The sequence below is a fragment of the Algimonas arctica genome (assembly GCF_014652695.1).
GTDB lineage: Bacteria > Pseudomonadota > Alphaproteobacteria > Caulobacterales > Maricaulaceae > Litorimonas > Litorimonas arctica.
Genome location: NZ_BMZH01000004.1, coordinates 148,196 through 162,738 on the forward strand (window position 1 = coordinate 148,196; position 14,543 = coordinate 162,738).

Annotated in this window: 8 protein-coding genes; 5 read left to right on the forward strand and 3 right to left on the reverse strand. The window is 53.0% G+C overall.

Annotation, left to right across the window (positions count from 1 at the left end; genetic code table 11):
• Nucleotides 1-2 precede the first annotated feature (2 nt).
• On the reverse strand, nt 3-2,150 hold the full coding sequence (locus IE105_RS06520) for a penicillin acylase family protein (protein ID WP_189496648.1): 2,148 nt from the start codon (nt 2,148-2,150) through the stop codon (nt 3-5).
• 90 nt (nt 2,151-2,240) lie between these two features.
• Between IE105_RS06520 and IE105_RS06525 the strand changes: the two genes are divergently transcribed.
• Genes IE105_RS06525 through IE105_RS06545 form a run of 5 tightly spaced genes read left to right on the forward strand, consistent with a single transcriptional unit; the run spans nt 2,241 to nt 5,646 of the window.
• On the forward strand, nt 2,241-2,951 hold the full coding sequence (locus tag IE105_RS06525; RefSeq protein WP_189496650.1) for a tellurite resistance TerB family protein: 711 nt from the start codon (nt 2,241-2,243) through the stop codon (nt 2,949-2,951).
• A complete protein-coding gene (locus tag IE105_RS06530; protein ID WP_233354020.1) occupies nt 2,948-3,370 on the forward strand; it encodes a Kazal-type serine protease inhibitor family protein in 423 nt (140 codons plus the stop codon). Before IE105_RS06525 ends, IE105_RS06530 begins: the two co-directional genes overlap by 4 nt.
• Nucleotides 3,367-3,858, forward strand: a complete 492-nt coding sequence (locus IE105_RS06535) for a cupin domain-containing protein (protein WP_189496652.1) — start codon at nt 3,367-3,369, stop codon at nt 3,856-3,858. Before IE105_RS06530 ends, IE105_RS06535 begins: the two co-directional genes overlap by 4 nt.
• Nucleotides 3,858-5,045 carry a vWA domain-containing protein gene (locus tag IE105_RS06540; protein WP_189496653.1) on the forward strand — a complete coding sequence of 396 codons (1,188 nt, stop codon included), beginning with the start codon at nt 3,858-3,860 and terminating at the stop codon, nt 5,043-5,045. Before IE105_RS06535 ends, IE105_RS06540 begins: the two co-directional genes overlap by 1 nt.
• A gap of 46 nt (nt 5,046-5,091) precedes the next feature.
• Complete coding sequence (locus IE105_RS06545; RefSeq protein WP_189496655.1) at nt 5,092-5,646, forward strand: FKBP-type peptidyl-prolyl cis-trans isomerase; 555 nt, start codon at nt 5,092-5,094, stop codon at nt 5,644-5,646.
• 216 nt (nt 5,647-5,862) lie between these two features.
• Here the strand turns inward: IE105_RS06545 and IE105_RS06550 are convergent, their stop codons facing one another.
• Together IE105_RS06550 and IE105_RS06555 are read right to left on the reverse strand one after the other, a co-directional pair.
• The gene (locus IE105_RS06550; RefSeq protein WP_189496657.1) at nt 5,863-7,107 is read right to left on the reverse strand and encodes a vWA domain-containing protein; all 1,245 of its coding nucleotides are present in this window, start codon (nt 7,105-7,107) and stop codon (nt 5,863-5,865) included.
• Nucleotides 7,108-7,314: 207 nt separating this feature from the next.
• Nucleotides 7,315-10,194, reverse strand: coding sequence for a M16 family metallopeptidase (locus IE105_RS06555; protein WP_189496659.1), 2,880 nt, complete (start codon nt 10,192-10,194; stop codon nt 7,315-7,317).
• Nucleotides 10,195-14,543 lie beyond the last annotated feature (4,349 nt).

The window sequence follows — 14,543 nt, forward strand, 5'->3', positions numbered from 1 at the left end:
ACCTAAGGACGCGCGTCGCCGGGACGGTAATCCTCTGTCGCGACCGCAAGCACTTGATCCAGTGTCATGTGCAGCGTTTTATACTCACCCTTTGAGAACATTTCGACCTGATCGGCATAGTGAGGCGACGTTTCGTCAACCGTGGCAGACCCGTATTGCAGAATACTCTCCGCCCGAAGCGTGCCGTCTGGGCCCCAATCGGCCACCATAATGTGCGTGTCACCGGCGAAGGCATTCAGATACCCCTCATTCGCGACGCCGTCCTTATCGGAATAGATCGCGCGAAGCACATCCGGTGCGCCGTCCAGTGGCCAGTTTTCATCGCCGCGAACGATGCGGTTGACCGCGCCCCATTCCGGATCAATTTGGCCGAATTCAGCGTCTAGTTCATTCGCCACAGCGAGCAGAATTTCCAGCGAGGCGCCTGCCTCATCCGTATATTCATAGCCGAGAGTCCGAACGCCTGTGATGACGGCCAAAGCCGCCCCGCGTGACGCTTGGGCTGTATTGCCGTCCCAATTGCGCAGCACATCTTGCGCAGCTTTAACGGCGGGATCATCGCTTGGCATTCCAACCAATTCGACGACTAACTGCATCAGCAGGGACTCAGGCGCGTAAAATGTGTCAGCGCGATAACGGAGCAACTCTTCGCGCGTGATCGAGGAGTCTTGGGTGAACAACGTTACGGCGCGGCGCGACCGGTTCGTGATCCGCTTTTCAATCCCGAAGGTCTCTGAGTAATCCTCGCGATTGAGATCGCATTGAGGATCCGTGACCATGAACGGAGTAGCGTTGGCCGAAAATAACCAGCCGCAATCCGGATTCCAAATTTGCGGCAAATCAGACACAGGGCGGAAACCGTCCCAGATAAGTTGGCTATCATCACCCGGTAGAATACTTTTCCAATCTGGGCCTTCGATCCGGTTTGGAATGCGGCCATTGTAGATCATGCCGATGTTACCCGCACGATCGCCATAAACCATATTAAACGAAAGAACGCCGTTCACATTAAGCGCTTCGCGCCATTCCGTGAGGTTTTGTGCCTTCGCCATGCGGAACCACTGCTCAACGGCTGCGGTCTCGCCCATACCGGCAAATCGCAAGGCAAAGTGACCATTCGGCGTTGAGATGACGGGACCATGCTCGGACCAAAGCGCATCGCGTTTGACGGGGAGTGAGAATGGACCCCAAAGTTTCACCCGAAACTCGGATACACCCCGATCGAACGCTTTCCATTCGCCGTCCAATTTATAGGTTTGCGGGTCGTCTTCATCATCAACGTCCAGTTTATAGATATCGACCAAGTCAGGTTGGTTAACGGTATGGGTCCAAGCTGTGTTTGGCGTAATCCCTTGCGGCACAACTGGCGTTCCAGGGAATGTTCCGCCCATAATATTGAGCCCCTCTTCGCTAACGAGGTGAACCTCATACCAAGCGTAGCGGCCATTCATGGGCTGGTGAGAATTGACGATCAAGCGCGTATGGCCATCGTCACTCCGGGATGGTGCGACGGCAAACCCATTTGATCCTCGCACAACCTCTTCAAGATTGAGGCTCGACGTCTGTGCCCAAGGCGAGACTTGCGGCGCGTCTGTTTCACTAAACAGCGGTTCCAGATAGCCATCCAAGCGATAGAAAAACGGTGTCAGCCACATCACGGCGGAATTAACATCGTCTTCAGTCAATGGCAGAAGCCCCGGCGTGACCCGGCCCGGGTTTTCCGCTGCGAACAAATTCACGCCCGCCACATAGGCTTGCATGATCGCGCGTACGTCATCGGGAACACCAAGGCCGCCTGCGGCCACAGACTGCTCGACCCGGAATAGATCATAAAGATAGTCACCCGGCGCATCCGCTTTACCGCGATACTGGCTGGCGACCCCACGGCCCGCCATGATTGTTTCTTCCATGACCTCCCACGCGTCTTCGGCATGGGCGTAGGCGAAGCCAAAATGCGCGTCCGCATCCGTTTTACCGAATACGTGCGCGACGCCGTATTCGTCCCGCAGGATCCGGGCGTCATATTGCGCGGCGGCCTCTCTCGCGGCATCCGGGTCAAAATCTCGACCGTCTGGAGTCCATAGATAGATTGACGTGCCAATCAGCACGATAACAATGAGCGCAACAAGCGACAGGAGGATTTTCTTCATGCGCTTTGTTTTGCGCGAAACGCCCTCAGCGGCAAGGTTGCATTTGATCCAAGAGGACGAAGAGCATATGCATGATATGAGGAGTCACCGATGACAAACACGCCCAAACCTTCAATGAACTCTCCACAAGATTTGCTCGCACAGCTTCTCGGGGGTGGGTTCAACCTAACAGGTCGATCCGGGAATTTGACAAAACAGGCGCGTGAACTGGGGGAACGTGGGGAGAATTTCCTCATCGACACGCTGGGCATGGACGATAGCGCCGCCAGCCGGGACCAAATTCGACAGCAAGCAAAATATGCCGGCATAGCTGGCGGACTGGCGTTGTTACTAAGCTCACGCTCAACCCGTAAATTGGCGACACTAGGCGGTCTCGCCGCCCTCGGCGCTGTGGCGTATAAAGGCCACAAACGCGGCGCGATGCCGACAGATTTCAAAGATGCGATCAATTTGCTGACGGGCAAAACGTCCGACCGACGGGCCACGATGTTGCTTCGCGCGATGATTGCCGCGGCAAAAGCCGACGGCGTGATTGATGAGGAGGAACGCGCCCTGATTGAGGCCTACCCCAACGCTGACCTTGACCAACTAGCCCAGTTCCTCGCTGATCCAGACCAGCCTGCGGACATTGCGGCGCTGGCAACTTCGGATCAATGTGGTGCCGAAATCTACGCCGTCAGCTGCCGTATCGCAGACGGCACCAATGGGCCAGAACGGGATTATCTCGACCGCCTTGCCATGGCGCTTCGCCTTGACCCCGAAGCGGCCGCGTTAATTGAAACTGAAGTGAGGACGGGATGATGCGTTTATTTTTAATTGGTTTTGCGGTTTTGCTTGTCTCCTGCACTCAGGCCCCGCCCTATCATGATCACGGCCCCCATCAGGGTCATGACCAAGGTCCCGTGACCTATCCGACCCAACCAACCTATCCTCCCGTGGATTACACGCCCCTGCCGCAACCGCCCGCGACTCAACCGGGCGATCGGATTTGTGGCGGTATGACGGGCTCAACCTGCGGCGTTCAAGGCGAATTCTGTTATCGCACCGTCGAGGCGCAATGTGGTGCCGCTGATCAAACCGGCGTTTGTCGCCCAATCCCGCAAATCTGCACACAGGAATATGCGCCCGTATGCGGATGTGATGGCCGGACGTATGGCAACGAGTGTAATGCGAATGGGTCCGGCGTCTCGGCCGCCTATCGCGGCGAATGCCGTCCATGAGGCCTATAGCCTATGCGATCTTCGGACTGGCCATGACAGCCTGCGCCACGGCCCCATCCGATATGACCGATGCGACGAACCTCGCTCCGGCGTCGGCAATTATGAGCGAAGCGCAAGCCAGTGTGGATCAGGCTGATTGGGGAACGTTCTACAGCTACTTTGCGGAAGACACGCATGCTCTCTCTCCTGTGCTTGTCGGGGTCGCAAAAATAGACGCGGGACAGCAAACCCACCCTCCTCATCGCCATGCCGATGAGGAGTATTTAATGGTGACACGGGGTCGAGGCATATGGACACTGAACGGCATCAGTACGCCCGCCAATCCGGGCGATATTCTTTTTGCGCGGGCATGGGACTATCATGGTATTCGCGCCGCAAACGAGGGTCCAATGGAGTTCGTCGTGTTTAAATATTCTGGGCGGGCTGTGGATCGTCCTGCCAACCCCCATCCGGAATGGGCCAAAGAACGCCCCGTTAGGCCTCGTTAATGTTCCACCATTTTTTTAGCGAGCTACGCCGCGCCTCTGTGCCAGTGTCTATCCGTGAATATCTAACCCTGTTGGAAGGGCTGGATAAGGGCGTGCCGGAGGACAGTATGGATGGGTTTTATTATCTGTCGCGTACAGCGTTGGTGAAAGATGAGCGCGATATCGACAAATTTGATCAGGTCTTCGGCCATGTGTTTCGCGGCGTTGATTATCTTGGCGATATTTTCGGCCAAGATGAACATTCGATTCCCGACGATTGGCTTAAGAAGATGGCGGAACTTCATCTCTCGCCCGAAGAAATGGCAGAGATCGAAGCCCTCGGTGATCTGGATAAGATCATGGAAGCGCTCAAGGAGCGGCTTGAAAATCAAGAAAAACGTCACGAGGGCGGCAATAAAAATATCGGCACCGCAGGCAAATCCCCCTTTGGGGCCTATGGCTATAACCCCGAAGGTGTGCGGATCGGCCAGAAAGACGGTCGCCACGGTAAAGCGGTCAAAGTCTGGGATAAACGTCAGTTTAAAAACCTCGACGGCGACCGTGAAATCGGCACACGCAATATTAAAATCGCGCTCCGTCGCCTGCGGAAATTCGCGCGCGAAGGCGCTGCCGAAGAATTTGATCTTAATGGGACAATCGATGGCACCGCCAAACAAGGCTGGCTTGACATTCGCATGCGCCCAGAGCGCCGCAACGCCGTTAAAGTCCTCGCTTTTTTCGATATAGGCGGATCCATGGACGCGCATGTCAAACAGGCCGAAGACCTGTTCAGTGCCGCCAAGAGCGAGTTCAAGCGGCTGGAATATTTTTACTTCCACAATTGCCTGTATGAACAAGTCTGGAAGGACAATCGCCGTCGCATGTCCGAAGTGACCCCGACGTGGGACATTCTACATAAATTTCCGAGTGACCACCGTGTTGTCATTATCGGCGATGCCGCAATGAGCCCTTATGAAGTCGCGATGCGCGGTGGCTCTGTTGAACATTGGAACGAGGAGTCAGGCGCTGTTTGGTTGCAACGTATCGCCGATATTTATCCGCACCTCATTTGGATCAACCCGACCCAAGAAAAATACTGGGAATTCAGCCAGTCCACGCAAATGATCCAACAAATTATCGGCGCGGAACGTATGTTCCCCATGACTCTCACCGGACTTGAAAACGCGATGCGGGAACTTGCCCGCTAGCAAACCGTTTAACCCTTTCAGACACGTTTACCTCTTTGGAGATTCTATGACACGTATTCTTGCTACCGCCTCTCTTGCTGCCTTGCTGGCAGCTTGTGCCCCTGCGTCAGATGATATGGAGGCCAATGGCGATGCTGCCGCCATGAATGCCGTCACCGTCTGTCCCGACGCAATGATTGTTGGCCTCGACGCCTATCCTGACGAATCCCTACCGGACACTGAGGATTTTGCGGATTGGCACATTCAGAACGCAGCGCGCGATGATGTTGAGCAAACGGATTCAGGGCTCCAGTATAAAGTCATTCAAGCGGGCATCAAAAATGGCGTAAAACCAGACGCTGGCGAGTCCATCACCGCTAATTATCACGGCTATTTCCCCAATGGTGAAGTGTTCGACAGTAGCTATGTGAAAGGGTCTCCGATGACCCATAAGTCAAACGGGTTTATTCCCGGCTGGAACCAGAGCTTGGCTGACATGGCCGTCTGTGAAGCGCGCACGCTCTATATTCCCGCAGATCTCGCTTACGGCAATAGCGGTGCAGGCGGGCGTCCGACTGGCACCCTCGTCTTCAACATGCAACTGATCAGCGTCAACCGCTAAGACCGAACGCTATTAGCGCCTAACCTATGGTTAGGCGCTAATCCGTAAATCATTGAGCAAAGCAGCGATCGCTTTGAATGCGTCATTGTGCTCAGACGCGTTTTTGGCGTTAAAGTATTTCGATTGTCCTGATACGCAGTTTTCAAAGATACCAATCACGGCTCGAAACATCGGTTTTAGATCGTTAAGCGTTCACCGCTCAAAACGAAGTCAAACTCAGGAGCTGATCCGAACATCATTCAGCGTGTTCGCAATATCTTCGAACGCTTTTCTAAGTTGTCCGGCGTTACGGGCGTTGTAATAATTCGCTTTGATTGTCGCACAATTTTCCAAAAGACTCCGCGTCGACGTGTCATTGACTTCATAAGCGATCGTATAAATCATTATGTTTTCGTCCTTCACAGCCTCGCAAAGGTCGCGTGTCATCTGGTCCGCTTTATAATTTTGTCCCGCTTGGTTATGCATAATGCCTTTTTTGGCTCGTGTATTTTCACCGTCCGTCATCAGGATCATAACTTTTTGGGTTTTATCGGCCGTAAAATGCGAAAAGGGCGCGTTGTCATCCAAAGTCCGCCAGCCCCAGAGTATGCCTGAGGGCATGTACGTCCACCCAGACGCAACAAGGCCGTTGATCGTTGTCTTAACCGCGTTAAAATTCGTCGTCAGAGGCAGCAGTTCTGACCCACAGGTGACTTGGTTTTTATATAAGGCCGGAATTTTTCGGCCATTGTAGGCCACACGCATATGATCCTGCCCATTTCGGGACCCGACACAGCCTAACCATTTTCTTTCGGCGACAGCAGGCCGACCTGAGCTTGCCGCACGATAAGACCGATCCGGCAACACGTCCGACCATGACGCCGTCCGTTGCGAGACACCAACATTCACATAGTCAGAAAATGGGACAACGGACATGCGGACGTTCGTGTCACTATATTCATCAATGATATCAATCATATCTGTGGCTGCAGATTTGAGAGTGGACATTTTTGATCCACTCATTGACCCCGTTGAATCCAGCACAAGCGCAATATCCATGAGTTTACGGGAATACACGGCTGTCGACTCGACCGACACATCTAGTTTTTCGCGGCCAAGGAACGACCCAAAACTATTGTCGGAAACATCAGATAGTTTGACGGTCACAGCATCACCGTCCCACGACAGGGACAGAATTTCGACCTTTTCGCCGGATAAGTCTGGATAATTTGTGTCGAGAAACTCTTGCGCGATCTGTCGCATTTCAGCTTGGTTTTGAACTCGAGACTTAGCCAAGACGATTGACAAAGCGTCAGTCGCATCCGCCAACCGGGATTTGGTATTCACCCCTTTAGAAATATCGAGCGATAAGGCCGTTGCGCCAACGATCATTAACATCGCCACAGCGGTCATAATGGCGACATTGCCGCTCTCATTCTGACGAATAGATGAACCAATATTGCTAACAAAACGGCTTAACATTGAGACCTCCTGCGGACGCCATGCTGACCCAGTCGAGGCACGTCTGTGCTCCGCTTGATTATCATCTTGTCTGTTCTCTCCCGGTCCTTTTAGCGCCTATAGGTTTAAATCAGGCTCAACGATCATGCTTACAGCATACTTAACGCCTGTTTGAGCTAGCCATGTAACAGCCGTCTCGCCGGGAGGGCGGATGGCCGCAACACCTCTCTATTTTTCCGGTAAGACGTAAACACGAATAACGGCGTCAGGATTGAAAACGCCGGCCGCGACAACAGAAATATCGTCAACGGTCATGGCTTGATAGGCGGCATCGCGCGTCCGGTGTCGATCAAGCGTCTCGGCTCTGCCTTGTGCCTCATCAATCACACCAAGCCAGTAGTTATTGCTCTCCAAGCTCGTTTCTAAATTTTCAAGCGTGGGTTTCATCGCGCGGTCAAATGTATCCGGCACAACGCCCTGTGTGGCTAACTTGGCGGTAACAGTCTCAATGACCCCCGTCAGACGATCTAGCTCTTCGGGTGACGCTTCAATGCTGACGCCGACATAACCCCAGTTCGGGGTCGTGTCTGGCAATGACGTAAAGGCCGATGGCGAGTAGGTCGCCCCCTCCTCTTCTCGCAGAACCTCATTTAATTCCAACTTCAAAACTTGCGCTAAGACATTCAGACGCCTGTCCATCAAGGTCTCCTTATGATCTTTGACGGGCCAGTAGAGGCGTAAAAGAGCCGTATCCGGTTCTCCTGCATGGGTGATACGGTACGGACGCAAACGTCCCTCGGGGAACACGGGGTTGATCGCGGTTTGCGGCAGAACCTTGGCCTCACCGTCAACATTCTGAAGTGTTCCGAAGGTGCGCGATACGAGATCGATCACACGGGCCTCGTCAAAATCACCCACCACGCCAATTTCTAAAGGACCGCCGCGAACATTGGCGTCATACCAAGCGGACAAAGCGTCAAGATCGACATTCAACGCCTGTGTCTCTGTCGGATGCGCATCAGACCAATGATTAGAGCTCAGCAGAGACGGGACTTTCAAACTCGCCGCGCCGCCCGGTGTTGAATCAAGCTTTGACCAGAAAGATCGAATTTGGCTTTCATAGGATGTCAAAGTCTCGGGCCGATAAGCCGGATCCGTCAGATAGGCCGTCATCAATTGCAACTGCATGTCCAAATCACCGGGAACGGTTGCGCCGGACAGGGTCATGCTTCGCATGCCAAATCCGCGACCGACACCGACGGTTTTGCCTGCCGTCAAGGTCGAGAGTTGATCCGCCGTATGGGCGCCCACAGCGGATGCGCCCAAAACAGATCCAAGCTGCATACCAAAAGCGGGCTCATCCTGCGGATAGAAAGCAGAACCTGATCCTGTCCGCACGCGAATACGGATGACGTCTTCCTCATAGGGCGTTGTTTTCATGTTCAAACGCACACCGTTTTCAAACCTGACGGTCGTGATGCCAATATCCTCAATCGTCGACGTCTCTGCGATCTGCCCGGCTGGCCCCCAATCGGTATAGGCAAAGGTTCCGGCATCGGTTTGAATATCGGCTGGAAGTGAGATAGACCGCGCTTCGGTCAACAGCGCTTGGAGCCAAGCTTCAGGGTCTTCAATGACATTATCGCCTTGCAAATATAATTGCGGAGCCGTGTCCAAATTGTTCCAAGCCTCGCGCAATGCGTTATGGACATCCTCAACCGTCAACGCGGAAACGCTCGTTTCAAATCGGGCCAGTGAACTTGCAGCGGAGGTCATCACCTGCTCCTCTGAAAAACGCCCTAAAATCTGGCGGGCCAATGACGATGTTCGGCGTGTCGGGGCCGTTTGCACGGCCACTTCCCAGCCTTTTCGGGCATTGGCGATTTGCTCGTCGAGCTCAGATTGTGAGAATCCATGCTCAATCGCTTGGCGCAAAATTCGTTCGGCTTCGATAAAGCCGTTACGCAACTTATCCGGCTCACCAGATACGCTCAGGCTTGCGATTTCAGCAGACTCGAAAAAATCACTGACGCCGGTCCCGGCTCCTGTGTAATTCGCTTCCCCCGCGCGCACCTTTTTGGCGAATCGACGATTTAGCATTGCGTTAGCAAAATAGAGGGGCAGACCTGCCGCCCGGTTGGCTTCAGTGTCGCGCCGTTCTAATTCGGGTGCGATTTCGCTGATCGTCGAGAGTGAAATCGAACTTATCACTTCAGGATCGAAAAAGGCGCCAAACCGCGGCTCATCAAAGCGAATCGGCGGCAGTGTTGCGTCGCCCACCGGTGCCGTATCATTCGTCCAATCCGCAAATTCGGTTTCGATCAAATGTGCCAGTTGTTCTGTCGGCCGATCCCCAACAAGAACGATGAACGCGTCTTCTGGACGATATTGCGCATCATAGAACGTTCGAAACTGCTCTGGCGTCACTGACCCGATGGTCTCGACTGTTCCAATCGGCAGGCTCTCGACCAGTCCCGAACCTTCAGTCTGGAATTTTAACGAAGCAATTTGGGCGCGGAACGCGGGACTATTGCGTGCTCGTTTCTCGGCCAGAATGATTCCACGTTCACGCTCAATCGCATCCGGCGAAAGCGTCAGGCGCTGCGCGGTTTCGCGAAAAATCGAGAGCGCTTCGGAAAGCAGGTCATCCGTCACGTCAGGCAATTCTAGCTGATAGCTTGTTTGATCAAATCCGGTAGAGGCATTCGTGTCAGGCCCAAAAGCCAAACCGAGCCGTTCCAACCGTTTTATCATCTCCCCTTCGGGGATCGCATCAGACCCATTAAACGCCATGTGTTCGAGAAAATGCGCGAGGCCCCGCGTCGCGTCCGTTTCATCCAATGAGCCTGCATCAATCCGCATAAGTAATGTCGCTGTTTTGGACGGCGTATCATTACTCATGACGGCATAGCGTAATCCGTTCGGGAACCGGCCATATAGAATGTCTTCATCCATCGCGAGGTCGCTAGCTTGATGAATGAAATCGACACTCTCAACCGCCGGCAGCGCAACTTTGATTTCGCCTTCGGTCTGCGGTGACGCGGGTGCGCAAGATATAAGCGCCGCCGTCGTTACGAGGAGTGCTGCCGCAAAACCGGATCGTATCATATCACTACCTTCAAACATCGACATTCACGCTGTCGAGGGGGTGCAATGGCGCAACATCTGACCGTCCCACAAGGACGATTGTCATGGCGTTTAATAGAAGGGTTAAGGTAATTGATTCTCGCCTCATGCCGAGAACGCCTCTTTCGACGGAGCGAACATGTCTGCACTTATTCGGGTTCTTAATCACGCAAAACGCGACTAAACCCTCAAAAACTCTACTCTGAGGGGAATAGATTGAGTGTCGAGCACACAAAGCCGCGTAAAATGAGGTGGGACCTTAATAAGGGCCAGAAAAGTTAATAAGGGCCAGAAAAGTTCCACGTGGAATCAAGTCTGTAACGCCGTGAAACGCAGTAAAAACGCCATATTTACACGTTATAATCCATTTCGGTCAACAAATTGCAACGTATTCGCCACTAACGCGTAGCCTTTGATAGTATTCCATAATTTCGGATAGAAACATCGTTGTGAAACGCTCCTTAGGGGATCGAATTACATAAACTTCTCCTCACGACGGTCATTTCTTGAACTGAAGCTGAAAGGTTTGCTATCGTTGTATTAACGCCTAGCCATCTTTCTGAGGTTTGGGTAAGCGTCTGACTAACTGCGCCTCAGCAGAATATCTTACTGAAGACTTGGGGGTCTTATATATGAAACGCACTTTACTGATGGCAGCCAGCGTTGCTGTTCTTGCCGCACCCTCCGTTGCGCAGGATTTGCCTCCGGGTAATCCATTGCCCGGCGAATGCTTCGCCCGGGTCATCGTTCCCGCTCAATATGAGATCTCAACAGAACAAGTTGTTCTTCGTGAAGAGTCGTTCGAAATTCGCACGATCCCCCCTGTTATTGAAACAGGCACAGAACGCGTTCTTGTTCAGGAAGAAAGTTTCCAAATCGTCCCGGTCGGTTCTGGCACGGGCGCTGTTCTGGTTCCTGGCGTTGGCCGCATCCAGATCATCTTTAGTGGCGTCACTTATACAATCGATGCCGGCCGCAACATTATCGACGCAAGTGGCAACCGGATTGGTTCCGTCAATGCGAATGGCGACCTGGTCGCCGCTAACGGATCGTTGATCCTCGCGGGCGCTGTCGACCCTGTCACTTACATCGGCCTTGCAAATGGCGTGGCGACACGACTGACCATTGGCGGCAACACCTTCGGTATCGATTCCGGCTTTGGTGTTCGCGACGCATCAGGCAGTGTCATCGGTACAATCAATAATCGCGGCGCCATCGTCGCAACGGATGGGCGCGTCATCGTCGCCAATGCGGTCAATAGCTTCGCTAACGGAACGGGCGGCACAGTCGTGTCCGCGTCCCCCACCTTCCGTAATGTGACTGAGACCGTTGTCATTCAAGAAGCCTCTACGCAGCTCGTGACAATCCCCCCAGTTTACGAGACACGCACTGAGACTATTCTGGTTCGTCCTGAAACAGTTGAATACGTAACAACCCCGGCTGTTTTTGAAGACTTCACGGACAATGTTATCGTCAAGGCTGCATCGACTGAATTTGTATCAATTCCGCCTGTCTTCGAAACGGTTACTGAAAACGTCGTCGTTCAGGACGCTGCAAATCGCCTGATCATCACACCGGCAGCCTATAATGATGTCACCGAGACAGTCGTTATTCAGCCTGCAACTGTCGAATATCAGACGGTTCCGGCGGTTTTTGAAGAGCGTTCAGCAACGATCACGGTTCAAGAAGCCTCATCAGAGCTTCTCATCACCCCGGCCGTTTTTGAAACCGTCACCGAAAACGTTGTCGTTCAGGACCAAACTGTTGAGCTTATCTCAACAGCTCCCGTCTTTGCGACTGTCAACGAAACATTGGTTGTAACACCCGCGTTCAGTCAGTTGGTCACGACTCCAGCCGTATTCGAGAGCGTAACAGAAACAGTCGTCTTGCAACCCGCGACACTCGAGTATGTGTCTGTTCCGGCTGTCTTCGAAGACGTCACACAAACGATCGTTTTGCAAGAAGCATCCAGCGAACTCGTTATCATCCCAGCGGCGTTTGAAGCCGTCACGGAGACGATTATTGTTCAGGACGCCAGTGTTGAACTGGTCAGCGTCCCGGCTGTCTTTGAAGATGTCACCGAAACGATCGTAACACGCGCCGCAGCGACCCAATTGGTTGCCACGGCCCCTGTTTTTGAAACAGTCACTGAAACAGTCGTGGTTCAACCCGCGACCGTCGAATATGCTGCCGTTCCTGCGCAATTCGAAGACTACACACAAACAGTGGTCATTCAGGAAGCCTCAAACGAACTCGTCGCCGTTCCGGCCGTTTTCGAAGCGGTCACTGAAACGGTTATCGTTCAACCTGCCAGCGTCGAATATGATTCGATCCCAGCGCAATTCGATACTGTGTCTGAAACAATCGTTGTACAGGAAGCTGCGACTGAACTTGTCACTATTCCCGCACAATTCGAAACTGTCACAGAAACTGTTGTCGTTCAGCCCGCGACCGTCGAATACGTCGGTACAGCCGCTGTCTTCAACGACGTCACAGAAACGATCGTCGTTCAGGAAGCGTCGAGTGAATTGATTGCCATTGCGCCTGTCTTTGAGACAGTCGCTGAAACAGTTATTATTCAACCTGCGGGTGTCGAATATACGGCTGTTCCGGCGCAATTCGAATCCGTGACCGAAACCCTCGTCGTGCAAGAAGCGTCGGCTGAATTTGTGTCCATTCCAGCGCAATTCGAAACCGTCACCGAAACAGTCATCATTCAACCTGCAACCGTCCAATATGTGAGCGTTCCAGCGTCGTTCGAAACAGTTCAGGAAACCATCATTGTTCAAGACGCCTCGTCTGAACTCATCGCAGTTCCGCCCGTGTTTGAAACCGTCGCAGAAACTGTGGTTGTTCAACCGGCGTCTACAGTCTTTGAAACCATTCCGGCCGCCTATGAAGAGCAGCAAGTCACCGTAGTTGTTCAAGACGCGTCAGCTGAGCTGATCACCGTCCCGGCCGTCTTCGAAACCGTCACTGAGACCGTTGTCGTGCAACCGGCTGGCGTTGAATATGTCACGACCCCTGCCGTTTTCGAGACGGTTCAGGAAACTTTTGTTGTTCAAAACGCCTCAACTGAGCTCGTAGCAATTGCCCCGGTGTTCGAAACAGTCACAGAGACTGTCGTCGTGCAGCCTGCAACAGTGAAATTCGACACATTCCCAGCGACCTTTACTAATCAAGATTATACTGTCGTTGTTCAAGAAGCGTCGACTGAGCTCGTTACGATCCCAGCAGCCTTTGAAACTGTGACAGAAACAGTCGTTATTCAGCCTGCCTCCGTCGCTTTCCAAACGGTTCCAGCTGAATTCGTCACCGAAGAGTATCAGGTTGTCGTCCAAGACGCGTCGAGCGAGCTCGTGACACAGCCTGCAACCTTCCGCGAAATCACGGAAACCGTTGTCGTTCAGGACGCGTCCAGCGAACTTGTTGTTACGCCGGCTCGCTTTGAGACCGTGACAGAAACTGTCGTCATTCAAGATGCCTCCGTTGAACTTATCAACGTAGACGCTGTGTTCGAGACGGTAACAGAAACGGTTGTCGTCCAAGCCGCGTCTGTTGAGTTCCAATCTGTTCCTGCACAGTTCGAAACGTATCAAGAAACAGTTGTCGTCCAACCGTCCTCAACTGAACTGGTCGTTGTACCCGCTGAATTCGATACCGTGACAGAAACTGTCGTCGTCCAAGACGCATCGACAGAGTTTGTGTCGATCCCGGCTGAATTTGAAGCTGTGACCGAAACAATTGTTCTCAAACCTGCCTCGACAGAGCTGGTCGCAACACCGGCGACATTCCGTAACGTGACAGAAACTGTTGTTGTTCAAGATGCGAGCGTTGAATTTATCAGTGTTCCCGCTGTCTTCGAAGACTTCTCCGAGACCATCGTTGTTCAAGAAGCGACGTCAGAGCTTATCGCTCAACCCGCCTCGTTCCGGGAAGTTACAGAAACTGTCGTTGTTCAAGACGCGACCACCGAATTGGTGGCAATTCCCGCTCAATTCGAAACCGTCACTGAAACGGTCGTCGTTCAGCCGGCTACGGTTGAGTATATCGCCGTTGCTGCCGAGTATGAAACCATCAACGAGACTTACGTTTCTCGCGATGGCGCCTCATTGCTCCGCGTGATCCCGGCTCAGTTCGAAACTGTAACTGAACGCGTTCTGATGCAAGACGCAGCGACCCGTATCGAAGTGATGCCATCGACTTACCGCACTGTGACAGAGACAATTGTTATCTCACCACAGCGTGTCGAAATCGAAGTCATCCCGGCCGTCTATGAAACTCGCACAGAGCAGGTCATCATTGAGCCCGCGCGTGAAGAGTGGAAACCT

Bases quoted from the DNA above. Each gene is read 5' to 3' on its own strand.
- IE105_RS06520 (WP_189496648.1), bottom strand. From the start codon at position 2,150: ATGAAGAAAATCCTCCTGTCGCTTGTTGCGCTCATTGTTATCGTGCTG.
- IE105_RS06525 (WP_189496650.1), top strand. From the start codon at position 2,241: ATGACAAACACGCCCAAACCTTCAATGAACTCTCCACAAGATTTGCTC.
- IE105_RS06530 (WP_233354020.1), top strand. From the start codon at position 2,948: ATGATGCGTTTATTTTTAATTGGTTTTGCGGTTTTGCTTGTCTCCTGC.
- IE105_RS06535 (WP_189496652.1), top strand. From the start codon at position 3,367: ATGAGGCCTATAGCCTATGCGATCTTCGGACTGGCCATGACAGCCTGC.
- IE105_RS06540 (WP_189496653.1), top strand. From the start codon at position 3,858: ATGTTCCACCATTTTTTTAGCGAGCTACGCCGCGCCTCTGTGCCAGTG.
- IE105_RS06545 (WP_189496655.1), top strand. From the start codon at position 5,092: ATGACACGTATTCTTGCTACCGCCTCTCTTGCTGCCTTGCTGGCAGCT.
- IE105_RS06550 (WP_189496657.1), bottom strand. From the start codon at position 7,107: ATGTTAAGCCGTTTTGTTAGCAATATTGGTTCATCTATTCGTCAGAAT.
- IE105_RS06555 (WP_189496659.1), bottom strand. From the start codon at position 10,194: ATGATACGATCCGGTTTTGCGGCAGCACTCCTCGTAACGACGGCGGCG.